Source organism: Proteus genomosp. 4 str. ATCC 51469, assembly GCF_003144375.1.
Classification (GTDB): Bacteria; Pseudomonadota; Gammaproteobacteria; order Enterobacterales; family Enterobacteriaceae; genus Proteus.
Map to the genome: position 1 here is coordinate 372867 of NZ_PENV01000002.1, position 25703 is coordinate 398569.

The 25703-nt window shown below is 40.6% G+C and carries 27 protein-coding genes; 7 read left to right on the forward strand and 20 right to left on the reverse strand.

Annotation, left to right across the window (positions count from 1 at the left end; all coding sequences use genetic code 11):
* Positions 1–13: 13 nt before the first annotated feature.
* The 4 genes from fliQ to DK866_RS03930 all read left to right on the forward strand — a co-directional run bounded on the left by fliQ (position 14) and on the right by DK866_RS03930 (position 1940).
* A complete protein-coding gene (fliQ, locus tag DK866_RS03915; protein WP_072068516.1) occupies positions 14–283 on the forward strand; it encodes a flagellar biosynthesis protein FliQ in 270 nt (89 codons plus the stop codon).
* Between the two features lie 5 nt (positions 284–288).
* Positions 289–1071, forward strand: a complete 783-nt coding sequence (gene fliR, locus DK866_RS03920; RefSeq protein ID WP_109407809.1) for a flagellar biosynthetic protein FliR — start codon at positions 289–291, stop codon at positions 1069–1071.
* Between the two features lie 123 nt (positions 1072–1194).
* On the forward strand, positions 1195–1461 hold the full coding sequence (locus DK866_RS03925; protein WP_109407810.1) for a DUF1778 domain-containing protein: 267 nt from the start codon (positions 1195–1197) through the stop codon (positions 1459–1461).
* Entirely contained in the window at positions 1449–1940 is a 492-nt protein-coding gene (locus DK866_RS03930) for a GNAT family N-acetyltransferase (protein ID WP_109407811.1), read from the forward strand. The genes DK866_RS03925 and DK866_RS03930 overlap by 13 nt, the downstream gene beginning before the upstream one ends.
* A gap of 86 nt (positions 1941–2026) precedes the next feature.
* Here DK866_RS03930 and flgL read toward each other — a convergent pair whose 3' ends face one another.
* The 11 genes from flgL to flgB all read right to left on the reverse strand — a co-directional run bounded on the left by flgL (position 2027) and on the right by flgB (position 12212).
* Positions 2027–2971, reverse strand: coding sequence for a flagellar hook-associated protein FlgL (gene flgL / locus DK866_RS03935; protein WP_109407812.1), 945 nt, complete (start codon positions 2969–2971; stop codon positions 2027–2029).
* A gap of 31 nt (positions 2972–3002) precedes the next feature.
* Positions 3003–4655 (reverse strand): flagellar hook-associated protein FlgK, encoded by a 1653-nt coding sequence (gene flgK, locus DK866_RS03940; RefSeq protein ID WP_109407813.1) that lies wholly within the window; start codon positions 4653–4655, stop codon positions 3003–3005.
* Positions 4656–4772: 117 nt separating this feature from the next.
* Positions 4773–5759 carry a flagellar assembly peptidoglycan hydrolase FlgJ gene (flgJ, locus tag DK866_RS03945; RefSeq protein ID WP_109407814.1) on the reverse strand — a complete coding sequence of 329 codons (987 nt, stop codon included), beginning with the start codon at positions 5757–5759 and terminating at the stop codon, positions 4773–4775.
* The gene (locus tag DK866_RS03950; RefSeq protein ID WP_109407815.1) at positions 5759–6865 is read right to left on the reverse strand and encodes a flagellar basal body P-ring protein FlgI; all 1107 of its coding nucleotides are present in this window, start codon (positions 6863–6865) and stop codon (positions 5759–5761) included. The genes flgJ and DK866_RS03950 overlap by 1 nt, the downstream gene beginning before the upstream one ends.
* Before the next feature lie 14 nt (positions 6866–6879).
* Positions 6880–7623: a flagellar basal body L-ring protein FlgH gene (locus DK866_RS03955; RefSeq protein ID WP_099075766.1), complete on the reverse strand. Its 744-nt coding sequence runs from the start codon at positions 7621–7623 to the stop codon at positions 6880–6882.
* Between the two features lie 63 nt (positions 7624–7686).
* Positions 7687–8469 (reverse strand): flagellar basal-body rod protein FlgG, encoded by a 783-nt coding sequence (gene flgG / locus DK866_RS03960; RefSeq protein WP_072068525.1) that lies wholly within the window; start codon positions 8467–8469, stop codon positions 7687–7689.
* A 19-nt stretch (positions 8470–8488) separates the two neighbouring features.
* Positions 8489–9244: a flagellar basal body rod protein FlgF gene (locus DK866_RS03965; RefSeq protein ID WP_109407816.1), complete on the reverse strand. Its 756-nt coding sequence runs from the start codon at positions 9242–9244 to the stop codon at positions 8489–8491.
* A gap of 21 nt (positions 9245–9265) precedes the next feature.
* Complete coding sequence (flgE, locus tag DK866_RS03970; RefSeq protein ID WP_109407817.1) at positions 9266–10516, reverse strand: flagellar hook protein FlgE; 1251 nt, start codon at positions 10514–10516, stop codon at positions 9266–9268.
* 27 nt (positions 10517–10543) lie between these two features.
* Positions 10544–11374: a flagellar hook assembly protein FlgD gene (locus DK866_RS03975; RefSeq protein ID WP_109407818.1), complete on the reverse strand. Its 831-nt coding sequence runs from the start codon at positions 11372–11374 to the stop codon at positions 10544–10546.
* A 12-nt stretch (positions 11375–11386) separates the two neighbouring features.
* Positions 11387–11791, reverse strand: coding sequence for a flagellar basal body rod protein FlgC (flgC, locus tag DK866_RS03980; RefSeq protein ID WP_023581815.1), 405 nt, complete (start codon positions 11789–11791; stop codon positions 11387–11389).
* Between the two features lie 10 nt (positions 11792–11801).
* Positions 11802–12212 carry a flagellar basal body rod protein FlgB gene (flgB, locus tag DK866_RS03985; protein ID WP_006533174.1) on the reverse strand — a complete coding sequence of 137 codons (411 nt, stop codon included), beginning with the start codon at positions 12210–12212 and terminating at the stop codon, positions 11802–11804.
* A gap of 209 nt (positions 12213–12421) precedes the next feature.
* On the opposite strand from flgB, the gene flgA reads away from it, so the two are divergent.
* The 3 genes from flgA to DK866_RS04000 all read left to right on the forward strand — a co-directional run bounded on the left by flgA (position 12422) and on the right by DK866_RS04000 (position 14314).
* Positions 12422–13078 carry a flagellar basal body P-ring formation chaperone FlgA gene (flgA, locus tag DK866_RS03990; protein ID WP_109407819.1) on the forward strand — a complete coding sequence of 219 codons (657 nt, stop codon included), beginning with the start codon at positions 12422–12424 and terminating at the stop codon, positions 13076–13078.
* Between the two features lie 482 nt (positions 13079–13560).
* Positions 13561–13860: a flagellar biosynthesis anti-sigma factor FlgM gene (flgM, locus tag DK866_RS03995; protein WP_099075771.1), complete on the forward strand. Its 300-nt coding sequence runs from the start codon at positions 13561–13563 to the stop codon at positions 13858–13860.
* A gap of 16 nt (positions 13861–13876) precedes the next feature.
* On the forward strand, positions 13877–14314 hold the full coding sequence (locus DK866_RS04000) for a flagella synthesis protein FlgN (RefSeq protein ID WP_227335692.1): 438 nt from the start codon (positions 13877–13879) through the stop codon (positions 14312–14314).
* Positions 14315–14693: 379 nt separating this feature from the next.
* Here DK866_RS04000 and flhA read toward each other — a convergent pair whose 3' ends face one another.
* The 9 genes from flhA to cheW form a co-directional block, all read right to left on the reverse strand.
* Positions 14694–16784, reverse strand: coding sequence for a flagellar biosynthesis protein FlhA (gene flhA, locus DK866_RS04005; RefSeq protein WP_109407820.1), 2091 nt, complete (start codon positions 16782–16784; stop codon positions 14694–14696).
* On the reverse strand, positions 16777–17925 hold the full coding sequence (flhB, locus tag DK866_RS04010) for a flagellar biosynthesis protein FlhB (protein WP_072068533.1): 1149 nt from the start codon (positions 17923–17925) through the stop codon (positions 16777–16779). The genes flhA and flhB overlap by 8 nt, the downstream gene beginning before the upstream one ends.
* A gap of 418 nt (positions 17926–18343) precedes the next feature.
* Entirely contained in the window at positions 18344–19000 is a 657-nt protein-coding gene (gene cheZ / locus DK866_RS04015; RefSeq protein WP_023581808.1) for a protein phosphatase CheZ, read from the reverse strand.
* Positions 19001–19009: 9 nt separating this feature from the next.
* Positions 19010–19399 (reverse strand): chemotaxis response regulator CheY, encoded by a 390-nt coding sequence (gene cheY / locus DK866_RS04020; protein WP_023581807.1) that lies wholly within the window; start codon positions 19397–19399, stop codon positions 19010–19012.
* Between the two features lie 59 nt (positions 19400–19458).
* On the reverse strand, positions 19459–20511 hold the full coding sequence (locus DK866_RS04025; RefSeq protein WP_109407821.1) for a protein-glutamate methylesterase/protein-glutamine glutaminase: 1053 nt from the start codon (positions 20509–20511) through the stop codon (positions 19459–19461).
* Complete coding sequence (gene cheR, locus DK866_RS04030) at positions 20504–21394, reverse strand: protein-glutamate O-methyltransferase CheR (RefSeq protein ID WP_109407822.1); 891 nt, start codon at positions 21392–21394, stop codon at positions 20504–20506. The genes DK866_RS04025 and cheR overlap by 8 nt, the downstream gene beginning before the upstream one ends.
* Before the next feature lie 6 nt (positions 21395–21400).
* Entirely contained in the window at positions 21401–23047 is a 1647-nt protein-coding gene (locus tag DK866_RS04035) for a methyl-accepting chemotaxis protein (RefSeq protein ID WP_109407823.1), read from the reverse strand.
* A 59-nt stretch (positions 23048–23106) separates the two neighbouring features.
* Positions 23107–24813 (reverse strand): methyl-accepting chemotaxis protein, encoded by a 1707-nt coding sequence (locus DK866_RS04040; protein WP_109407824.1) that lies wholly within the window; start codon positions 24811–24813, stop codon positions 23107–23109.
* 384 nt (positions 24814–25197) lie between these two features.
* Positions 25198–25698, reverse strand: a complete 501-nt coding sequence (gene cheW / locus DK866_RS04045) for a chemotaxis protein CheW (RefSeq protein WP_023581802.1) — start codon at positions 25696–25698, stop codon at positions 25198–25200.
* Positions 25699–25703 lie beyond the last annotated feature (5 nt).

Below are 25703 nucleotides of genomic sequence, written 5' to 3' on the forward strand. Positions count from 1 at the left end.
GCTGAGGTAATCCATGACACCAGAATCCGTCTTAGCACTGGGCACAGAAGCGATGAAAATCGCTTTATCACTCGCAGGCCCTCTTTTATTGTCAGCGCTTGTGACCGGTCTTGTGATCAGTATGCTTCAAGCAGCAACACAGATAAACGAAATGACATTATCGTTTATTCCTAAAATTCTTGCGGTATTAGCGGCTATTTTAGTGGCTGGCCCGTGGATGTTAAGTTTGCTTATCGATTATATGCATAACTTATTTACAGGCATTCCAGGGATGATTGGTTAATAGCAATGATAACCCTGACCAGTGAAATGCTTAACGGCTACATTAGTGATTTTTTCTGGCCATTTGTGCGTATTCTTGCACTATTTAGTACTGCACCGCTATTTAGTGAAAAGCAGACACCAAAGAAATTCCGTATTACGCTCGCCTTTTTGATAACCGCATTAGTTGCACCGGGCTTACCACAAAGTAATGTGCCTCTATTCTCGATTATTGCCTTTTGGGTATTATTACAACAAATTTTGATTGGCACGATTTTAGGGTTATCAATGCAATTAGCCTTTGCGTCTGTTCGTCATGCTGGTGAAGTGATTGGTTTACAGATGGGGCTTTCATTCGCCACCTTCGTCGATCCATCTGGTGGCCCTAACATGCCTATTTTGGCACGTATTTTTAATATGTTAACGATATTGCTATTTTTGGTCTTTGATGGGCATTTATGGTTAATATCAATATTAGTTGATACATTCTATGTGGTTCCTATTGGAAATCAAACTTTTAACTCTTCAGCTATTCTCACTTTAGTTCAAAGTGGTGGCACAATCTTTATTAACGGTATGATGCTAGCCATGCCATTAATCACCCTACTTTTAGTGCTCAATCTTTCATTAGGTATTCTAAACCGTATGACACCACAGCTTTCTGTCTTTGTGGTGGGTTTCCCTCTTACGCTGACTATTGGTATGTTAGCATTATCAATGATTATGCCTGCATTGCCTGTATTTACAGAGCGCGTTTTTAGCGATACGTTTAATCGCATCACTTTGATATTACATCAGCTGGTTTCTTGAGATTTAAATCGACTTATTTTTAATCGCAGTCCTCAAATTAAAATTTATCTGCTTTTTTGTAGCTAATATTGTTTGTTTATTCCACAATCAATGTATATCTATTGCTATACAAGGAGGCGTGATATGAAAGCTGACGTACAACTCAATATTCGCGCTAAAGAATCACAACGCGCACTTATTGATACTGCTGCTGAAATTCTCCATAAATCTCGTACTGACTTTATTCTTGAGACAGTATGCCAAGCTGCTGAAGACGTCATTTTAGACCGTAGAACCTTTAATTTAAATGATGCTCAATATGCGGAATTTATAGAAATTATTGATGCGCCGGTTGATATTGACCCTGCTCTTGAAAAGTTATTAATAAGAAAACCATTATGGGAAAAGTAACAGCACCTGAGCCGTTATCAAATTCACATGAAGTGGCTGATTTTTATAGTAATGAAAATGTATTAGATAACTGGATAAAACAAAGAGGTTTAAAAAACCAATTTTTAGGTGCATCTCGTACATTTGTGGTCTGTGAAAAAAATAAAAAACGTGTTGTTGGATACTATTCTTTAGCAACAGGTAGTGTTAACCATACTGAAGCAATTAGTCATATTCGTCGCAATATGCCAGACTCAATACCCGTGATCATTTTAGCTAGACTTGCTGTTGATCAAACTTTTCATGGAAAAGATCTTGGTGCCGATTTGTTAAGAGATGCTGTTTTGCGTTGTCATCATGTAGCTGAAAACATTGGTGTTAGAGCGATTATGGTTCATGCTTTAACCGAAAGCGCAAAACATTTTTATCTTCATCATGGTTTCAAAACTTCTTCGACTCAAGATAAAATCTTATTCTTAGCATTAAAAAAGAAAATATAGTTTATTGCTTTTAATAAATAAAAAAATCCCCTGATAAATAAATACCAGGGGTGATATCAAAATTTCTTAAAACAAAACTAAAATAATTAGCGATACATCTTGAACATCGACATGTCTTTCATGTCGTTAAAGACTTTATAAGAAGCCTGTAATACAGACTCTTCTTGGTAATAATCAGAAATTGCTTGCGTCCAGTCTAAATCGCGTAATTCGCTTAAACGTTTTGCATTTCTTAATGATGTATCCGCACCTAAATCATCTAGATTATCAATTTCTTGAAGTTGTAAACCTAATTTTGCTTCTACACTTGAAATATTATTTAAGGTTGCACGGTTAACGCGGTTCGCTGCATCAATTTTTTCTAATGCTGCATCACGATCAGCTTGTGGTTTACCTGTTAACGGTTCACGTAATGCAGTAATAGCACCATCTAATGCTTCAAAAATATCAGGTGCTGTTCCTTTACTCCCTGAAGATTGTAATGTTTCAATCCCAGTGAAGTTAGTGACCATTTCAATATTACTATCTACTTTTTGGGTAATTTGCTTATCACCACCTTGATAGGTGATTTTGCCTGTTGCATCAGCGACAAAAGGTGGTTTATCTGATTGGAAACCTGCAAAGATATAACGGCCAACACCATCTTTTGTATTGCCAATACCCACTAATTGATCTTTTAAACCTTGTAATTGATCAGCCAAAGATGAACGGTCTTCATCGCTTAATGTCCCATCATTACCCGCGGCAACCAGAGTCTCTTGGATCTTCGTTGTGATATTAACCATTTGACTGGCTAAGCTCATTTGCAAAGACATGCTGTTTTTTGCAAATCCACGAGCAGTCGCATACTGTTGGTTACGAGATTCAGATTGTTTCACCATAACCGCTTGGGAAGCCGCCATTGGATCATCTGATGGTTTTTCAACACGACGACCGCTGGAGATTTTATTGCCTTCCGTCATCCATTTGCTTTGTGAACTGGTAATATTGTCCACTCGCTGGCTAAAAATTTGATTTGAACTTAAACGCACAGTGATATTCCTTATTCTGATGAAGGGTTACTTAGAAAACTTGCATAATCGCATCAAACATACTGTTTGCAGTTTGAATAACTTTTGCATTTGCCATGTAGTATTCTTGAATGCGATACATCTCACCGTACTCTTCATCCAAGTTCACACCAGAAACAGACTGTTGTTGTTCGACAATACTTTTAGTGATAGAAACCTGAGCATCGAAGTCAACTTGTGCGGTATTCACTTTGTTACCGACCATACTGATCAGTGAACCATAGCCACCAGCAATTGTTGTTTTGCCATCAATAACTTTTTCATCAGGTAACTCAAACAGTTTTTTCATGTTTTCGTTATCACTTGGTGCAGTTTCACCATCTGCATTTAACGAACCTGCAGCAGCAATTTTACTTGGATCAGTTACCGCAACTTTCATATCTGCAATCACATTACCTACAGATTGAACAATAATAGAATCGTCTTTTTGTGCTGTACCATTGATTTTGATACTCATACCTTCGAATTCTAATTCGCCCGTTGCGCTTACTTTAGCATCAACTTTACGACCGCCCGGCTCTACCGTAACATCCCACTTACTACCGTCATATTTAACAGTATAATCAGCCGCTTTCACTGCTTTGGTATCGGTATATTCCACATTAAAGGAGGCATTACCTTTGTTCTTACCATTAGGCATAACATGAGCGCCACCAAGGTCGAAGAATTTCTCACCTTTTTTACCATCTAAATCAAAACCTTGTTCGTGTTGTTTATTAAATTGATCACCCAACACTAATGCTAATTGATTTAATTGGTTACGGCTTGGATCTAACACTTCTTCACGGCTACGATATGCACCGCCAAGTTCACCACCTTTAATACGTTTTGCATCCACTTCACGAACTTCATCAATGCCATTGCTATAACCAATGACAAGGCGTTCGCTATTTTTACTTGATGGGATAGCAGAAACTTCATAAGAGCGAGTACCAGATACTAATGGCAAACCATTAGCAAATGTGACGTTAACAAAACCACCATCCTGTTGAGTTACTTGAACATCAACCAGTGTATTTAGCTCTTGAATTAAACGATCACGTTGGTCTAATAAGTCGTTAGGATCAGCGCCATTGAAGCCTTTAGAACGACTAATTTCGTTATTTAGTTTTGCGATCTGTTTTGTATATTCATTGATATTTTTAGAGGTGTTTGTCACCTGACTATTAATATCTTTTTCTAGATCACGCAATGATTGGTCTGCTTTAGCAAACATATTCACCATTGCTTCCGCTTTACCAATTACCGTTGTACGCGCAGGGTTGTCTTCTGCGTTATTGGTTACGTTTGGTAAGCTGGTAAAAAATTCGTCAATCGCACTCGAAACATCATTCCCTTTATCTGCTAACAAATCATTAATTTGTGAGATATTTTGGGTATAACTATTAAGTGCGCTTTGTTTTGACATTGCACGGTTCATTTGACCGGCAAGGAATTCGTTATACTCACGATGAATACGGCTAACATTAACACCATTACCGATATAACCATTACCGGTCATTGTGCCGCTGTTTTCATTAAAAACAGTCATTTGACGGTTGTACCATTTTACATTTTGGTTAGCGATGTTATTACTCACAGTGCTCATCGCAGCTTGTGCCGCATTAAGTCCGCTCATCGCTGTATTAATTAAACTGTTGGACATTTGTCTATCCTTTTACGTTTAGTCATCACCCGTATGCACGGAGCATAGCTGGCAAGTTGGAATGAATGCTCTGGTCTTTATTATCGGTACTTCCCCTCTAAACTTGAGGGGAAAGCATTAAAATAGATCGCTTAAATCGTGAGTATAAGTTTTAGCAACTTGCTCACCGCTTCCTTTTAATTGACCAATGATTGAAACCAGTTTTTTCGCATAACCTGGATCGGTGGCATAACCCGCTTCTTGGATGCGATAAGCTGCTTGTTCTGGGGTTTGAGCTTGGGGCACTTTTGCGTAACGAGGGCTTTCAGTAATCAATCGGAGATAATCTTGAATGGCTTCAACATAAGAGCCATAAACGCGGAAATTATCACGCATTTTAATTGACTTACCGTCAATCACTTCGGTTGTCATAATGTTTGTGACAGGCCCTTTCCAACTATTTCCTGCTTTAATACCAAATAGGTTATAACTTGGCTTACCTTCACCCGTTAGAATTTCACGTTTACCCCAACCTGATTCAAGCGCCGCTTGAGCAACAACTAAAAGATGGTGTACACCTGTGCCTTCTGTCGCTTGTTTCGCAGGCCCTAACAGTTTAGATGCAAAAGAAGCACTGCTTTCAGATAACCCTTTAAGCTTGCCAATCGTACTTTCAATTGCATTTTGGTAAGGCTGCATTGCACGATACATTTGTCCCAAGGCTTGAGTTGGCATGGATTGAAAAATATCACTGCCATCTAATGGCATTGGCGTTTTTCCAGCCATTTCGCTCGGGTCCATCGTAACTTTTGCAGAAAGCTGTTTTTCTATCATGTCAGCAAAGCCCAAGCCTTTTTGTGATAAGTCTTGAGCGATTTGTTGATCATAAAGTGAGGTGTACATTTTGGTACTTTCTGAATTAAACATGCTCTCTTGAGGTATTGCATCGCGCATGCTCTTTAACATCATTTGAACAAAAACACCTTCAAGTTGCTGCGCCACTTGGCGCAGTCCTTGTTGATCAGCATTCTGCCCGACCTGATATTTAAGTTTATTCAATGCATTACTGTCATATGCCGGCGCTGACATCGTCGGCATTGAAGAAAGCAGAGATAAATCTTTCATCAGATAATCTCCAATCTCGCACGTAAGCAACCCGCGCTTTCCATTGCCTGCAATATCGACATTAAATCAGTCGGTGTTGCACCTAATGCATTTAATGTACGGATCACTTCGTTTAGGCTTGCGCTTGCATTCACTTGCTGTAATGAGCCACCTTGTTCACTCATATTCACACTCGTATTACGTGTTACAACAGTGCTACCACCCGCAAATGGAGTATTAGGCTGACTTACATTCACTTGACTATCAACCGTGACAGAAAGGTTGCCTTGTGCAATCGCACAGCTTCCTAATGTCACATCACGATTCATAACAACAGAACCCGTTCTTGCATTAATGATCACTTTTGCATCGGCAATAACTCGTTTAATTTCGAGATTTTGAACTTCAGCCAAGAAACGGACTTGTTCACTTTTACCAATAGGAACACGTAGTTGAACTGTACGAGCATCTAAAGGAATAGCGGTACCCACACCTCTTAATTTATTAACGGTATCAGAGATATGTTGTGCCAACGTGAAGTTTTCTTCATTCAGTTGCAAGTTCAACAAACCAGTTTGACCAAATTGTGATGGTAGTTCGCGCTCAATAATCGCTCCGCTACTAATACGTCCACCCGCTAATTGGTTAACTTTAACGCTATTACCGCCTGCGGATGCACCAGCTCCCCCAACCACAATATTACCTTGAGCCAAAGCATAAACCTGATTATCAACACCTTTGAGTGGCGTCATCAGCAACGTACCACCACGTAAGCTTTTTGCATTACCTAATGATGAAACAACGACGTCGATTGATTGCCCAGTACGACCAAAAGGCGGTAATTTTGCTGTTACCATCACCGCAGCAACATTTTTCAATTGCATATTGGTGCCGGGTGGTACGGTGATCCCCAATTGTGAGAGCATGTTATTCAGACTTTGTGTGGTAAACGGGGTTTGCATTGTTTGGTCACCCGTTCCATCTAATCCCACCACTAAACCATAACCAATCAGCGCATTTTCTCTTACCCCTTCAACAGAGGTGAGATCTCTGATCCGTTCGGCATGGGCGGAAAAACCGACACATGTCATCACGATAAAGAAAAGGCTCATCGCTATTTTTTTCATCTGGACCCTACTCATTAAAAAGGTGATACATTTAAGAAGAAGCGTTGTAGCCATCCCATAGATTGTGCTTCATTGATATAACCGTCTCCGATATATTCAATTCGAGCATCAGCAACTTGGGTTGAATTTACGGTATTGGCACCACTGATAGTTCTTGGATTCACAACACCTGAAAAACGAATAAATTCAGTACCTTGATTGATAGCAATTTGCTTTTCACCAATAACGTGCAGGTTTCCATTGGCGAGAAGCTGATCGACGGTAACAGTAATGGTGCCTTTAAAGGTATTGTTCGCATTTGCGCCACCTTTACCGCCAAAGTCACTATTTCCTTCCATACTCATATCGGTACGTTTATTACCAAACACCCCTTCCAAGAATCCCGGTGTAATCGCAGCAAGGAATCCTGCTTTACCATTACGGCTGGCATTTGCAGATGAGTTTTTGCTTGCACTGACATTCTCTTGCAATGTAATAGTCAGCGTATCGCCTATATTTCGAGGACGCCTATCTTCAAATAAAGGTTGATAGCCAAAATAAACAGGCTGAGTTGCCTGAAAAATAGAGCCATTGGGTGCCGGTGCAGTCGGTGCCGTTGGAACCGCCGTTGTGTTGCCTTCTACTAACGGTTTTTTGGGTATATATGCGCATCCCGACAGTGTCAGTACCAACAGGGCGGTACCTAAACGTTGATGACGACGCCATCTGACACTAAGCTTTCTTGCCCCAGAATTGTCAGTAATGACCTTTGTATCCATCTTCGATACTCTTTTAGTAATACGCCTGACAGGAAATCCTGTCAGGCTAATGAACAAACGAAATTAGAGTTGCGTTAGTTTCTGTAACATCTGATCAGATGTTGAAATCGCTTTACTGTTAATTTCATAAGCACGTTGAGTCTGGATCATATTGACCAACTCTTCAGCTACGTTAACGTTAGAGGTTTCAACATATCCCTGATACAACAAGCCTGCGCCATTGATACCAGGGGCATTTTCAGTTGGTGCGCCAGAACTTGCGGTCTCTAAATACAAGTTTTCACCCACACTTTCTAATCCGCTGTCATTAATAAAGGTAGTTAGTGTCAATTGGCCCACTTGTTGTGGCGCTGGATCACCTTCCATTTCAACACTGACTGTACCATCACGGCCAATCATCACTTTCTTCGCAGTATCAGGCAAAATAATGGCTGGCACGACTTGGAAACCACTGGTGGTGACTAATTGACCATTTTGGTCCATTTGGAATGCGCCATCACGGGTATAAGCGTCTGTACCATCAGGTAACTGAACATGGAAAAAACCCTGTCCTTTAATCGCCACATCACGTGTTCCATTTGTTGGCGCTAAGTTACCTTGGCTATGTAAACGTTCGGTCGCAACCGGACGAACACCCGTACCAATTTGTAAACCTGAAGGTGCATTCGTCTGTTCTGATGTCATTGCACCCGGCTGACGAATTGTTTGATACAGTAAATCTTCGAAAACCGCACGTTGACGTTTAAAGCCATTGGTGCTGACGTTTGCGAGGTTGTTGGAAATCACATCCATGTTTGTCTGTTGTGCATCCAACCCAGTTTTAGCAATCCATAAAGAACGGATCATGGTTTTCCCCTTACACTATTTAACTCAGTGATAGCAATTGGTTAGCTCGTTGCGCATTATCGTCAGCGCTATGAATAACCTTCATTTGCATTTCGAAACGTCTTGCGTTTGCTATCATATCGACCATGGCTTCTGCTGGATTAACATTACTGCCTTCTAATACACCAGCTAACACCTTCACGCTATCATCCGCAGGTAATTCCTCACCAGCTCGCGCAGTGCCTTTCGGTGATAAATGGAATAATCCATCATCACCACGCACCAAGTCGTTTTGCTCTGGTTTTACCATTTTTAAACGACCAATCTGACCCAACATTTTTGGTGGATCAGTGGGGACATGCGCAGTCACAATACCGTTATTGGCAATACTGACATTTGCCTGAGGAGGTACTTCAATCGCACCGTTATCCCCCATTAACAAACGTCCTTGTACCATCAACATACCATCCGCATTACGTTGGATGTTTCCGTTTCGGGTATAAGCTTCAGTGCCATCATCAAGCTGAACAGCCAAATAGCCGTTATCACTTAATGCAACGTCCATTGATCTGCCGGTATAGTTCATCGTTCCTTGACTCTGATCGCTACCTGGCGTTGATGCTACCGTTAATGTACGAGTCGGTAAGGTATCGCCATTGACAGGTACGGCTCGCATTGCACTAAGCTGCGCTTTGAATCCCGGCGTTGATGCGTTTGCTAAGTTGTTCGCCACAACAGCTTGATTTTCCATCGAGTGTCTGGCGCCGCCCATCGCGGTATAAATCACATGATCCATAACAGATTATTTCCGGCGTTATTAGCGCAAGCTAACCAGAGTCTGCAGGATCTGATCCTGAGTCTTGATGGTTTGTGCGTTTGATTGATAGTTACGTTGAGCAACGATCATGTTGACTAACTCTTGGCTCATATCAACGTTAGATGCTTCTAATGCGTTGTTAGTTAATTTGCCGAACACACCAGAGCCTGCAACACCGACAATTGGTGAACCTGAACCGTTAGTTTCAGACCACATATTGTCACCTTGTGAGCTTAAACCGCCCGCGTTTGCAAAGTTAGCTAATGCGATTTGACCAACAACTTGGCTTTGTTGGTTTGAGTAGGTCGCCATGATTGAGCCATCTTGCTCAATACGGAAGTTGGTGAATTCACCCGCTTGGTAACCGTTTTGCGCTAATTTAGATACGCTTGATTCAGAAACTTTTTGCTGAGTACTGCCGGTGAAATCCAGTGTGATCGTGCTTGGAGCAGAACCATTTAAAGAAGCAATAGCAAAGCCTGGTGTTGCTGGAGGAGTCACTGCAGCAGGTGTAAAGCTATTTAAAACACCACCTGTTGAATAGTCTAACGTTCCTAATTCCTGATGTGCCGATGGTGCACCAGCTGTATCCTTAGTGGATGTATCTTGCCCATAAACTTTCCATTCATTATCTTTTGTTTTTACAAAGAATAAGTTCAGGTTATGTTCATTACCTAAGCTATCGTAAGTGGTAACGTTAGTACTGAAGTTATAAGTATCACCATCTTTAGAATCAAATGGCGCTTTAGCGGGTTTCTCTTCACCTGAATTCAGGTTAACCGCCATATTGATTTTGTCTGTTGCACTGGCATTCATCATATCGGTAGGAATAACGATAGGTGTTGGTGTCGCCCCTTTTTGAACAACATTTTTACCATCAACAACTTGTACTGGATAACCTGTTACACGCATACCTTGCATATTGGTCAGGAAACCATTTTTATCTTTACCGAATTCACCATTACGTGAATAGAAAACGCCACCGTTTTGGTCTTCAATGCGGAAAAAACCACCGCCAGAAATCGCTACGTCTGTTGGACGGTTAGTGGTAGTGATACTACCGTCTTTAAAGTTTTGGCTAATACCTGCAACTTTAACACCCAGACCTGCACCAGAACCTGCAAAAACGTCTGCAAAAGAAACGTTTGCACCTTTAAAACCGTAGGTTGCGGAGTTAGAAATATTGTTACCGATAGTATCTAAGTTAGCGGCTGCTGCGTTTAAACCACTTACTGCTTGTGAAAAGGACATGCGCCCTCCAAGTTGAATATGTGTTAGTTAAAGAACCTGACGAATTTCATCCAATGAAACGGTATTACCTAAGCCAACATCAAGGCGGGCACCACCATCCACCATGGACACACTATTCACCAGCGCATAATTCAGTGTCTTAACAGGGACCTGAGCATCATTAAGCGTGGCGTTAACGGTAAATTTATAACTTCCCGGTGGAACAGGATTGTCATCTTCATCCGTACAATCCCAAGAGAAGTTATAAACATCCGGTAGCATCTTTTTGTCCATATTGATCGTACGAACGGTCACACCACTCGCATTGGTGATGTTTATCGTAAGAGAATCGGTTGGACTGAGTAATTCAAAACCAAAAGGTGTTGAAAAAAGGTGTTCGTCGCTAGGCGCAGTTGGGTCAGTACTTTCTGATTTATACGTTCCCATTTGCTGGCGCGTTTTCTCATTTTGAGTATCAGGTGTTGGAATTGTGTCATCCCCGTCACCAGGTTTTTCAGTCTCACCTTTACCGTCGGTTGGCTGAAAGACAACAATTTTATTCCCAGAGACCATGACACCACGGCCAACTAAGGAAGATGCTCGCAACGCCTGACTTTGATCAATTTGCCCAACAATGTTATTTACTGTTTTATTCAGTGTTTCGATACCTTCAACGGTCGAAATTTGAGCCAACTGAGACGTTAACTCATTATTTTGCATTGGGTTTGTTGGGTCTTGATTTTTCATCTGAGTGATGAGAAGTGTCAGGAAATTCCCTTTAATATCATCACTACCACTTTTTTTCGTATGGTATGAAGAAGGTGCATCCCCGATAATGGTATTATCATAAGGTTCATTCATTGAGGAGGAAATACCCACAATTTATTCTCCCTATTGACCTATCATCAGTGTTTTTTGCATCAGTGATTTTGCCGTGTTCATGACTTCAACGTTAGCTTGATAGCTACGAGAAGCGGAGATGGTATTAATCATTTCCCCTACGACATCAACATTCGGCATACGTACATACCCTTTTTCATCGGCAAAAGGATGCCCTGGCTGATATTCCATACGAAATGGGGCTGGATCATCCACCACCTCAGTGACACGCACGCCACCAATTTCTTGGCCGGCTGGTGCATTTACCTGAAAAACAACCTGCTTTGCACGATAAGGGTCGCCATCTGGCCCCGCAACACTGTCAGCGTTTGCCATATTGCTTGCACTCACGTTTAAACGTTGTGATTGCGCTGAAAGTGCTGAACTTGAAATATCGAAAATACTAAATAAAGACATGCTCTTTACCTTACTGTTGCAATACAGCCATCATGCTTTTAACTTGCGAATTAATAAATGTCACATCAGCCTGATACTTAAGGCTATTGTCAGCAAAATTACTACGTTCCATGTCCATATCCACAGTATTACCATCCATCGCAGTTTGATGAGGCACGCGATAGAGTAAGTCTGCCTCTAAGCGGTAACCGGGTTTGATTGGGATATGGCGCTCTGATGTCATCGCTAATTGCATGCCATGACTCCCCGTGCGTCCGTTTTCAATGGTTTTTTTCAATTCAGAAGCAAAATCAATATCACGAGCCTGAAAGCCTGGGGTATCTGCGTTAGCGATATTCGCAGCGAGAATTTCTTGGCGTTTATTGCGTATTGAGAGCGCTTCTTGTTGAAAATGAAACGTATTTTCTAATTTATCGAGCATCTTCTATCCTTGGTGGCTAAGCCACTTACCTCAGCTGATAAAACAATTTCAGTTGACAGAATAAACGCTCAAAAAAAAGATGATTGGAGGAATAGGCGTAAATTGGATTGCTATTTATGCGTTTAAGGCGTGTAAAGACGATGTACACTGTGCTGGCTAAATAAGTACAAATGCACAATTAGCATCAACTCTGTAAGGTGATACAAACTATGTTAGTTAAAACTCTTATCGGTCTGTTTTCTTTTTTCTTTATGGTGAATGTGAGTATCGCTAAATCACTCCCTGAAGAACTACAAGATTTCTTTGTCGCGCTTCATCAACAAGGCGATAAAGTGACAGTTACAGTTTTAACACCTGAAGAGAAATGGCCTGTGTGTCAAACACAAGAGATCCAACGCCACGCTGGATCTCGCAATTGGGGACGTCTTTCGATTCCCATTCAATGTGATAAACAACGTCGTTTTATTCAAGTTGATGTTAGCGTTAATGGTGAATACTTAATCGCGAAAAAAGATATTAATCGTGATGACATCATTGAAACATCGGCTGTCAGAATGACAACCGGCGAGTTAGAAAAACAACCCTATGATGTATTGCGTGATCCAGCATTAATTAAAAATGCGATCGCAATGCGACAAATATCCGCAGGAAAACCCTTAACATCAACCATGGTTCGTCGCCCTTGGGCAATACTAGCGGGTCAAACAGTAACAGTTTTTGCACAAGGCCCTCACTTTCAGATCCGTTATGAAGGTAAAGCAGTAAACAACGCCGTGGCTAATGAAACGATCCGAGTAAGAGTAAAATCAGGCCAAATTGTCACTGGTGAAGCACTTGAAAATGGCTCTGTTCGCATTCCTCTTTAATAAATTAAAAAGCTGATAAGCAGAATAAGCCTATATTGAATTGCTTGTTACCGGTTTCAGTTATGGCAAGCCGAGGTAAACTCTCTTGCGCTACAATTTGAACAAATACTGTATTTGTATACATTTTTTACTTTAAATAATTCAAGTTGTATTAAAAATACAACCATATACATACTCTAAATAATTCAAGATGTAGCTAGGCGACAAATGAACGAACCGCTAGGAGCATACATAAGTATGTGACTAGTGCGAGTGAATGTGGTTAACAACACTACGGCTTGAAATATGACGAGTAATGGGACTAGTGCGAGTGAATGTGGTTAACAACGCTACGGCTTGAAATATGACGAGTATGACGACTAAGATTAAAGTTTTTGATTTCATAGCCGATATAAAGAAACAAGATGATAGGCGAAAACACATAGGTTGTTTTACAATGGCTTCATCTGACTATTAATTGATGCCTAACAAAGGATTTTCCTATGAGTATTGAACGCGCAAATCCACTGCTTCCGATTAACGCAATTGCACAACGTAACCCAAGTGAAGTCACACAGGGTTCACGTAAATCGGGAACAACTGAACAAAAAACTGCAACAGGTGACACTTCGGTTAAATTAAGTGAAGCGCAGAAAAAACTTGTTCAGCCTGGAAACAAAGACATTAACGTTGAGAAAGTTGCTCGCTTAAAAGAAGCAATTGCCAACGGAACATTAACCATGGACAGCGGTAAAATCGCGGATGCTCTTTTCCGTGAAGCTGCTGAAAGCATAACTCAATAATATTTTAATGATTATGATGGAAGAACTCCGCCAGACTTTAGATCTTCAATTATCACAGCTCAATACCATTGCTGGTATTCTACGTGCTGAACAGCAGTTATTGTGTGCAGGTAACATTGATATCAATGCACTTCACGAAGTTACTGAACAGAAGAATTTTGTCTTGTCGGCTTTAGGTCATACAGACCAACAGCGTCATACGCTAAGCTTACAAGCCGGTGTAGAAAAACCTTACACAGGGTTGCCATTCTTATCTGATTTATGGATACAAGTAATGGATATTACGGCGGAGCTAAAACATCTTAATCAACATAACGGATTACTATTAGAGCAACATATTTCTCGTAATAGTGATGCTATCCGTTTTTTGCAGAAGAACCACAGTCCAACCCTTTATGGTTCTGATGGTCAAGCACAGCGTTCTACATTAGCTGGGCGAAAAATTCAGGTTTAGGTTTTCTCGATAATTATCAGAATTCACATGATACGCCATCAATATTGATGGCGTTTTCTTTATTGATAAAACTTTATTCACTTTAAGCCACCATACATCATTATTATCTATCTTCTCGTAACCTTCATTTCTCTGATCTAAGTTTTAACTGTTATTTGAGCCTTTGATTCCTTGTTTCTTTGTTCCTTTCCTCATTTATTCACACCATTACTGCACTTTTTCATAACATCATTAAGCCACTTATTTATTGATGTACCTACTTCACCCTTTATTATGAGTAAAAGCTCTAACTCATCCCTCCTTTATGTCTATCAATATAAAAAAGGCCACTTAATAAAGTGGCCTTCGCTTGTAGATAACGGTATATCAGCGAGAATGATTAATGCGGTTGCCCACCAATCATTGATGTCATACGGATACGGCGACCTTCACTAATTTCCATATTCGATAACACCGCCAATTGCGGTAAGCTACGGCGTAAGAAGCGTGAAAGTAATGAACGCAATGCGTGATTCACTAATAATACTGGCGCACCACCAGACATCTCTTGATGGCGTACAGCATCTGCCGCCTGTTGTTCAATATTTTCAGCAAGCCCTGGCTCTAATCCACCGCCACTTTGCATCGCTTGAACAAGAATACGCTCTAAGCTTGCGTCTAAACCAATCACCTGGATTTCATCTTGATCACCAAACCAGTGTTGTGTAATCGCTCGGCGAAGTGCAACACGAACCACTGCGGTTAATTCAGCTGGATCTTTTTGTTCTGGTGCATGCTCCGCTAATGCTTCCAATATGGTTCTCATATCACGAATAGGCACTTGCTCAGAAAGCAGATTTTGCAATACCTTATGCAACACCGTGAGTGAAAGCATATCTGGGATCATATTTTCTGTCATTTTAGGGAGCTCTTTACTGACCCTATCAAATAACATTTGTGCTTCTTGACGACCAAATAATTCTGATGCGTACTTCGTTAATGCATGGTTAAAGTGCGTTGCAATAACGGTACTTGCAGCAACAACGGTATAGCCCTGCACCTGTGCTTGCTCTCTTAAACTGTCATCAATCCAAACTGCGGGCAAACCAAAGGCTGGCTCTTGAGTGATATCACCGTCTAAAGAGCCGACTGCATTACCCGGATTGATTGCTAACCAACGACCCGGATGCGCTTCCCCATGACCAATTTCAACCCCTTTCATTAGAATACGGTAAGAAGAAGGTCTTAACTCCATATTGTCACGTATATGAACGACGGGAGGGAGATATCCAGTCTCTTGAGCAAACTTTTTACGAATACCACTAATTCGCCCTAATAACTCACCATTTTGGCGGTTATCTACCATCGGAATTAAGCGATATCCTACTTCCATAGCTAATGGATCTTCCAGTTGCACATCTTCCCATGACGCTTCAACGACACGGTTTTGTTTTTCAACTTCTTCCATCTCTTTTTGTTGTTGCACTTCAGGATTAGCGTTACGACGTAAGATATACCAACCCAATCCGCCTAATGCTGCCGTGAAGAAGAGGAAAACAAAATTAGGCATTCCTGGTACTAAACCTAACAAGCCTAATACCCCCGCTGTTAACATCAGTACGCGAGGATTATCAAATAGTTGAGTCACCATTTGTTGCCCAACATCTTCATCTGTTGCAACACGAGTAACAATAACACCCGCTGCTGTTGAGATAATCAATGCTGGAATTTGAGCAACCAGGCCATCACCAATGGTTAAAAGAGTATAAGTCGTTGCTGCATCGTTTAACGCCATTCCGTGTTGAGCAACACCGACGATAAGGCCACCCACCACGTTAATCACAAGGATCATTAAGCCAGCGATGGCATCACCACGAACAAACTTACTCGCACCATCCATTGAGCCGTAAAAGTCAGATTCTAATGAAACTTCTTTACGGCGTTTTTTAGCTTCATCTTCGTTGATAATGCCCGCATTCAGATCAGCATCGATTGCCATCTGTTTACCCGGCATTCCATCTAACACAAAGCGCGCACCCACTTCAGCAATACGTCCCGCACCCTTGGTGATAACCATAAAGTTAATCAAAATAAGGATGATAAAGACCACAATACCGATAGCAAAGTTACCGCCCACAAGGAAATGGCCAAAGGCCTCAACAACGCGCCCAGCGGCTTCTGGCCCTGTATGTCCTTCCATTAAGATGATACGCGTTGAAGCAACGTTTAATGACAAACGTAGCAACGTGGTAAACAGCAAAATAGTCGGGAAAGCAGCAAAGTCTAAAGTACGCTTGGTAAACATTGCCACTAACAGCACCATGATGGAGAGTGCAATATTAAAGGTAAATAATAAATCCAATAGAAAAGGTGGCAATGGCAATACCATCATTGACAGTATCAACAAGATAAGCACTGGCCCTGCCAGTATCTGCCACTGAGAACTTTTCCAATTTCCCGGCAAGCGGAGTAATGAGGCCAAATTAGCCATGACGATTATCTTCTCCAGCAAAGTCCAGTGCGGGAGGCACTGGCAAGTTCATAGGTTGTTTAGGTTTTAAACCACCTTCGGTTTTCCATCGTTTCAGTTGATAAACCCATGCAAGCACCTCTGCAACCGCAGCATAAAGGGTTGAAGGTATTGCATGGCCTATTTCACTGTGACGATATAACGCCCTAGCAAGCGGTGGTGCTTCTAGAAGCGGAATTCGATTTTCTGCGCCAATTTCTTTGATTTTTAACGCAATAGCCCCAGCACCTTTCGCTAACACTTTAGGTGCGGTCATTTTGTCGTTATATTGCAGTGCGACAGCATAGTGTGTTGGGTTCGTAACAATGACGTCAGCCTTAGGTACATCAGCCATCATTCGACGACGAGACATAGCATGTTGTTGCTGACGAATACGCGCTTTAAGTTGAGGATCACCCTCTTGTTGTTTAAATTCGTCTTTAATTTCTTGGCGTGTCATACGTAGCTTTTTCAGATGGCTACGGATTTGGAAAATAATGTCGAATGCCACCATCGGGATCAGCATAAAAACCGTTATGTAGACGGCAAAAATCAGCAATTGCATTGCATTGGCTAATGCACTAAGCGGTGGAAGTGTGATCAGATGAAGAATATCGTTCCAGTTGTGCCATAAAAAAACTGTTGCTGCGATCCCCACAAAGGTTGATTTCAGTATCGCTTTAAATAACTCGGCTAACGCATTCATTGAAAATATACGTTTTAACCCAGAAATAGGGTTCCATTTTTTCGGATCAAACTTAATCGATTTACTACTAAAGTTAATCCCGCCTAATAAAGCAGAGCCACCAATTGCCACAAGCACTAACCCAAAAAATACAGGTGATAACGCAAAAACAGCTTGTTTAATCAAGCTACCAAATCGAGGGATCAACAAATTCTCATTACCAATAAGGTGATGATTAAACGTAAATCCTTCTGTTAACATGGCATGTAGCCCACGAGTGATAAATCCACCACTCATCCACAGCAAACTCACTCCGCCCAAGATCATTAAAACGGATGAAAGCTCTTTAGAACGAACAATTTGCCCATCCTTTTTAGCTTTTTCCCGTTTATGGGGTGTGGGGTCCTCTGTTTTTTCGAGATCGCTATCTTCAGCCACAGTCTGTCCGATTTAGATATTGAGATTAAAAGCATGAATGAAATGACTCTAAGCATGACAAATTCAGAGGAAATTGATGGGCTGAACAATCGCAAATTTACGGGGCTTTTTGGGCTATGACGTAGGTGCTTAGAAACCGACCTAATGATAAAAATAACAATAAAGGTAGTTTTGGCGCTAATAATAAGGAAATCAGCGAAATTCACAGAAAATAATGTATTTTTTATATTGATGCTTATTTAAGCAACCTCGAAAGCCGCTTAAACAAAGCGGCTTACATTTTCTTCAATAGCGTGGGCTATCAAAGCGTTATTACGTGATTTTTTATCCATAAAGTACACCATCCTAAAGAGCAGAGCATAGAGCGAATGCGTCCTGCATATCTCAACGTCCTTATCGCCCTAAAACTCATCACAGGTTAAAAACCTAGACTTTCTAGCAAATCATCAACTTGATCTTGATTTTTGATCACACCAGCGTTGTTTTTATTAACCTGTGGACCATTTAATAAAGAATCAGTCTCTTTTTTCACATTAGACTTTTCAAGTTGCTCTGGTGGCAGGTTTTCCATTAATACCATCACGAGTTGTTTTTCAATTTCTTGAACTACACTCATCATGCGCTTAATCACCTGACCTGTCAGATCTTGGAAATCCTGTGCCATCATAATTTCCAATAACTGACTGTTAGTAAAAGCCGTACTCTCAGGGATATCCCGCAAATAATTGCGGGTATCGGTTACAAGAGAGCGTACATCTTTCAGCTCTTCTGGCTGTTCAAACCATTGGTCCCAACGTTCAGTAAGCTTAGTCGCATCGGCACTTAGCGCATCCTGTTTAGGTTGCGCAGCTTCGACACAGTTCAATGTACGCTCAGCTGCCTGAGCGGTCATTTGAGCAACATAATCCAATCGTTCCCTAGCGTCAGGGATGGCTTCTGCTGCTTCGGCTATTGCTTTATCCAATCCTAATTCTCGCAAACTGTCGCGCAACATCCGCGTCAATTGTCCGATCCGGCTGATAATATCAGATGTCATTTCAATATTATCTTTCGGCATAATTGGATTCCCACTCATTGCGACTCCTTAGATGCCCAGTTTTTCAAAAATTTTATTTAGTTTTTCTTCAAGAATTGCTGCTGTAAAAGGTTTAACAACATATCCACTTGCACCGGCTTGCGCTGCTGCAATGATATTTTCTTTTTTAGCTTCAGCGGTCACCATTAATACTGGTGTTGCTGCAAGTCCCGCATCACTACGAATATTTTTAAGAAGCTCTAGACCATCCATGTTTGGCATGTTCCAGTCTGTTATCACAAAATCAATTGCCGAATTGCGTAATTTAGCTAACGCGTCAGCACCATCTTCTGCTTCTTCTACATTCGTAAATCCTAATTCCTTTAGCAAATTACGAACTATGCGGCGCATTGTTGAAAAATCATCAACCACTAAAAATTTCAGATCCTTACTTGCCATTGAAAACTCCTTCAAAATATATCGGCAAATTACTGTGTTGCTTTTTAAACTGAACTTAATCAGATACGCAATGATTGCGTGCTACTGATTTTCATCAGTACCGCTTTACTCATTGAGCTTATACTTTTCACCTCATCAACTGCGCCTATTTCAACCGCAGCACGAGGCATACCAAAGACGACACAACTCGCTTCATCTTGTGCAAAGGTATAACTTCCCGCTTGACGCATTTCTAATAACCCTGCTGCACCATCACTTCCCATCCCAGTTAAAATAACGCCAATAGCATTACGCCCCGCATATTTTGCGACTGAACGAAATAGCACATCGACTGAAGGACGATGACGGTTTACTGCTGGTTCTTTATTAATGTGGATCTGGTAGTTAGCACCATTACGACGAAGCTCCATGTGATAATCACCCGGCGCAACATACGCATGCCCTGGTAATACACGTTCTCCATCTTCAGCTTCTTTTACACTGATTTGGCATAAACGATTTAATCGTTCTGCAAATGAGTGTGTAAACCCTGCTGGCATATGTTGTGTAATCAACACCGCAGGGCTGGTAACGGGTAATGGTTCTAGAAAATTACGAATAGCCTCTGTGCCACCAGTTGATGCACCTACAGCAATCAACTTTTCACTCGAAATCATCGGTGTAAATGACAATGATTTAGAAGGCACGACTTGAACTTCACGCCGACTAATTCGAGCAAGAGCAGCAGCACGAATTTTTTCTGCAATCAGTTCACTATAAGCGAGCATACCTTCACGTAAACCAAGCTGTGGTTTAGTCACAAAATCAACAGCGCCCAGTTCTAACGCTTTTAACGTTACTTCTGAGCCTTTAGCTGTTAATGATGAAACCATAACGACAGGCATCGGTCTTAATCGCATCAGTTTTTCCAAGAAATCAATACCATCCATACGTGGCATTTCAACGTCTAACGTTAATACCTGTGGGTTGTACTTTTTTATTAAGTCACGAGCCACTATAGGATCTGGTGCACAATCAACAACTTCCATATCACTATGGCTGTTGATGATTTCTCGCATGATTTGACGCATTAGCGCCGAATCATCAACACAGAGTACCGTTATTTTATTCATAACCTCTCCTTGCTGGTGTCAGCCCGTAAACGGTATGCCCATGCAAGTAGAAATCCTTGCTAAGCTGGCTTACATTTTCAGAATGCCCAACAAACAGCATTCCGTCTGGTTTAAGTAATGAGGTAAAGCGGTTAAGTAAGGTTTGTTGTGTCGTTTTATCAAAATAAATCATGACATTACGACAAAAAATCGCATCAAAACTGCCTTCTAAATCCCATTGCTTGTCGAGTAGATTCAAATACTGAAAAGAGACCATCTCGCTGATTTGTGGCCTAATTTTCACGTATCCTTCAAAATCGCCGACACCTTTGAGAAAATATTTTTTCAAATATTCATCATTTAATGTTTTAAGCTCTTCTTGTCGGTAAACACCTTTTCGTGCTTTATCCAACACATTTGTATCGATATCGCTGGCAATAATTTTGGTTTTATAAGGGTTATTCCCAAAAACATCGCGTAAAGTCATCGCTATTGAATAAGGTTCTTCTCCAGTAGATGCAGCTGCACACCATACTCGGTAGACGCCTCCGGCTCTTTTTCTGGCATGTTTTGCCAAAATAGGAAAATGATGTGCTTCCCTGAAAAATGCAGTGAGATTAGTTGTTAAAGCATTAACAAACTCTTGCCATTCAGGGTTGCGTACATCACTTTTAAGAAACGCAAGATAGTCACCAAAGTTATTCATCCGTAATTCACGTAACCTCCTAGTGAGACGGTTATAAACCATCTCCCTTTTGTTGTTAGTCAGCACAATACCTGCCTTTTGATAAATCAATTGGCATATAGATTGGAACTGATCATCGGACAACATGAACCGTTGGGTAAAAATATCCAACGGTTGAGCAGCGATATCTGATAAGACTTCAGTAACATTACGTTTCATTGTTTTTTAATGGGTCTTTTTAAAAAATGATTTTTTATCTGCTTTTTTCAACCCATTACCTTCTAGGGATGAAGAAGTATTATTCTCATCCGTGTCAGGCAACTCGAATGCCGATACAGCATCAACAAGGTTATTAGCCTGATCTTCCAATGCTGCGGCAGCAGATGCTGATTGCTCCACCAAAGCAGCGTTTTGCTGTGTCACCTGATCCATCTGACTGACTGCATCAGCGACTTGGTGAATACCTCTGCTTTGTTCATCAGAAGCTGAGGCGATTTCTGCCATTAATTCAGTGACTTTATTTACTGATGTGACGAGTTCCTCCATTGTCTGCCCTGCATTATTAACGAGTTGAGAACCTTGAGAGACTCGTAAAACAGATTCATCAATCAATAATTTGATTTCTTTTGCAGCATCAGCACTACGTTGAGCAAGATTACGAACTTCTCCAGCGACAACAGAGAATCCTCGTCCTTGTTCGCCTGCGCGAGCAGCTTCAACAGCCGCATTAAGTGCTAATATATTGGTTTGGAACGCAATACCATCAATCACACTGATAATAGCCCCTATCTTTTGAGAACTTTGTGTAATCGCATCCATGGTTTCAACAACACTATGCGTAATTTGACCACCACGCATGGCGGTATCAGAAGCAGATTCTGCGAGCTTACTTGCTTGCAGGGCGTTTTCAGCATTTTGTTTTACCGTTGCTGTTAACTCTTCCATGCTTGCCGCAGTTTCTTCTAATGAAGCCGCTTGTTGTTCAGTTCTTGAGGATAAATCCGTATTTCCTTTGGAAATTTCTTGAATGCCGGAATACATAGCGTGGCTGTTATCTCGAACAATACGAATAGAACGCGCTAACTCACCACGCATATCTCGTAATTGTCTAAACACATCCCCTATTTCGTCATCCGTAAATACAAGAATTTCACGATTTAATTTGCCAGTCGCAACATCATTAAAATAACGGCTTAAACTTGCGAAAGGTTTAATGATATTAAAACTTAGCCAACGGTGAGCCGCGATTGACACAACAATAACCATCGCTATTGCACCGATAAACATTAAGATAGCGATAGTATAAGAACGATGTCCTTGCTCTATCGATTCTGTAATTTCTGTTTGCACGTAATTCATATAAGTATTAAATGAATTTTCCATTGCCGTTTGATAACGTTCCGTTGGTTGGTCTAAAAAACCTTGGAAATTATCGTTTTTTAACATGCTATGTAATTCAGTTAATGCACCATATAAAACGTGGTAATCATTTTTCACCGCTTCAACGATTTCTTTTTCTTCTGTCGGTATTGCCTCTTTATTTATTTCAGCAAGGAAATTTTGAAAATGGGTATTCGCCGTTTCCAAGCGTGAAAGTGCAATTGATTCAATAGATTGAATATAATCCGTTGACTGTTCAGTTTTCACTGCGATAGCAACACGATTAATCGCATTACGTGTTTGTATTAAAGATGCCCAACTTAATCCTAATTCATCTCGCTTAGCTGTATCTAAATCAACTCTGGTGATCTGTTCGTTATTCAAATGGATAATTCCTAGCGAAATACCACTAGAAATCACCTGCATAACGCAAAACATCATCAGTAATAAATATAGACTAGTGGATATCTTTAATTTGCGAAACCTAAACATGCCTTCACCTCGTTTAAAGCGGTGGTAAAAAGCCACCGCTTGTCAGCCACTTGTTGTTGTTAGAAAGTTTCCCAGTTAGCGGGATCTTCAACACTGCTGCTCTTTTTCTTTTCTGAGGTTCCTGGTTTTATAAGTGGAGCAGCGGCTTTAACTACAGGGGTTGCATCCGATTCCTTTCTTTCTAGCGTTTTTTCTTCCTGACCCGGTAATTTGAAGATTGAAACTAAGCGGGTTAATGCAACTGCTTGATCTTCAAGACCAGCAGCAGCGGCTGCAGATTGTTCTACTAAAGAGGCATTTTGCTGAGTGACACGATCCATTTCAGATACCGCAAGGCCAACTTGTGAAATACCTCGGCTTTGCTCATCTGATGCAGAAGCGATTTCGCCCATAATGTCAGTAACACGAGTTACAGAGTCCACAATACGCGTCATCGTCTCACCCGCACTTTCAACAAGCACAGAGCCTGTTTCAGTACGGCTCACAGAATCTTCAATCAGTGTTTTTATTTCTTTAGCAGCTTCTGCACTTCTCTGTGCAAGGTTACGAACTTCACCGGCAACTACCGCAAATCCGCGACCATGCTCACCGGCTCTTGCAGCTTCAACGGCCGCATTCAGTGCCAAAATATTGGTCTGGAATGCAATACCATCGATAACGGCAGTAATATCGGTGATTTTCTGAGAACTTCCGGCTATGTCGTGCATTGTTTGCACCACATTAGCAACAACTTTTCCGCCTTGACGGGCGATATCTGAGGCATCGTTAGCAAGGTTACTTGCTTGACGAGCGTTATCTGCGTTCTGTTTTACCGTTGCAGTTAACTGTTCCATGCTTGCCGCAGTTTCTTCTAGTGAAGCCACTTGCTCTTCGGTACGTGCAGACAGATCATTATTTCCAGCTGCGATTTCACTCGTGCTGTTATAAATATTTTCTGTGCTCTGATAGACTCCACGAACGGTTTGAATAAGCTCTTGTTGCATATGCTTTAAGCCATTCGCTAACAAGCTCATTTCATTACGGCCATTCACTTCAATATTTGGACGTAAATCCCCTTCGGAGAAGGTTTTAATACTTAATAGAAGTGAATTTAATGGTCTAATCAAGGCATTACGTAACGCAAACCAGCATAAAATTAATGCAGAGATAACGATAATGGCTAAAACAACCATTGTGATAACAGTACGTTGGTGAGAGGCTTCTAATGCCACGTTTAATTCATCATTAAACTTCTCATTACGCATAACGTAGGCAAGATATTCTTTATAAAAAGCATCTTGATAACCTGTCGTTGGTTGCTCAAAAAAGTCTTTTAAATTATTATCTTGAAGTAAAATTTCCAATTGATTTAATGCAGAGAAATATTCGATAAAACGCCCTTTTAGGCTACGAACATCATCTTCTGAGTGAACTTGATAAGCAGTAATATTCTTTTCAAATTCTTTAAATTTCTCATCTGCACGAGACATATTTTTACGAGCAAGACCCGTGAGATAGTCAACAGAAAGAGAGTCATCCACATTCAGGTTTTTATCTTGTAATAAAAAGCTAATCGCAGCGCGATTAATATTATTACGAGCTTGGAGTAAGTTAGCCCAACTTTCGTCTAGGCGCTCACGTTGATCCTGTATTATCAGTGTTTTATTCAGGTCATTTCTTGTCTCAACAATATTTGAGTAAAAAACTCCCCCGGAGATAAATTGCAAAACACCAAACAACAGAAGAATGGATAATAATCCAGTCACTATTTTCATTCGGCTAAACATAGTTTCCCTTTTTTATAATAAATGGTAATGAGCAAGTTATCGGCAGACTTAAGAGAAACTTTATAGGTTTCATTTCGTCTTAGTCACGTTTTTGCCCCATTAAAAAGCGGTGGTAATACTTGTTTTTAATTAAAATTATAAGTATAAAAAACTTTATATTTATTTCCGTCAGTAGAAAAATATTACAACTAGGTGATAGCTACTTATAAATTAATAAATAATAAAATAGAACTTAACTCAAATTATTAGTTCTTTTTTATCTTTAAATTTACCTTAAAGTTAATTTAATGCTTTAGCACTCGCTAATAAAATAAAAAAGACAGAAATAGCTATTCCGGCAAATTTACCGGAACAGTATTTAGATTGTTTTTAAAAAATAAAAACTTATTTAGCCTGAATTGTTGCGCTATCAACTAATTCCATTTCTTCGCTGTTGAGCAATTTCTCAATATCAACAAGAATAAGCATTCTTTCATCTAAAGTGCCTAAACCTGTTAAATATTCTGTAGACATTGTGACCGCAAATTCTGGCGCAGGGCAGATTTGCTCTGGCTTTAGCGTAAGAACATCAGAAACGCCATCAACAACAATTCCCACAATTCGATTTAATAAGTTAACCACAATAACAACAGTATTGTCATTATAAGTTACACTTTCTTGTGAAAATTTAATACGCAGATCAACAATCGGAACAATAACGCCCCGTAAATTTGTTACCCCTTTAATAAAGCTAGGTGAATTAGCAATACGAGTAACTTGATCATATCCACGAATTTCTTGAACCTTTAAAATATCAATTCCATATTCTTCGTCGCCCAGCGTAAAAATTAGAAATCCTTGTCCAACAGTTTCACCGGATAATTTCTCGAAATGTTCCGAAGCCATAATCT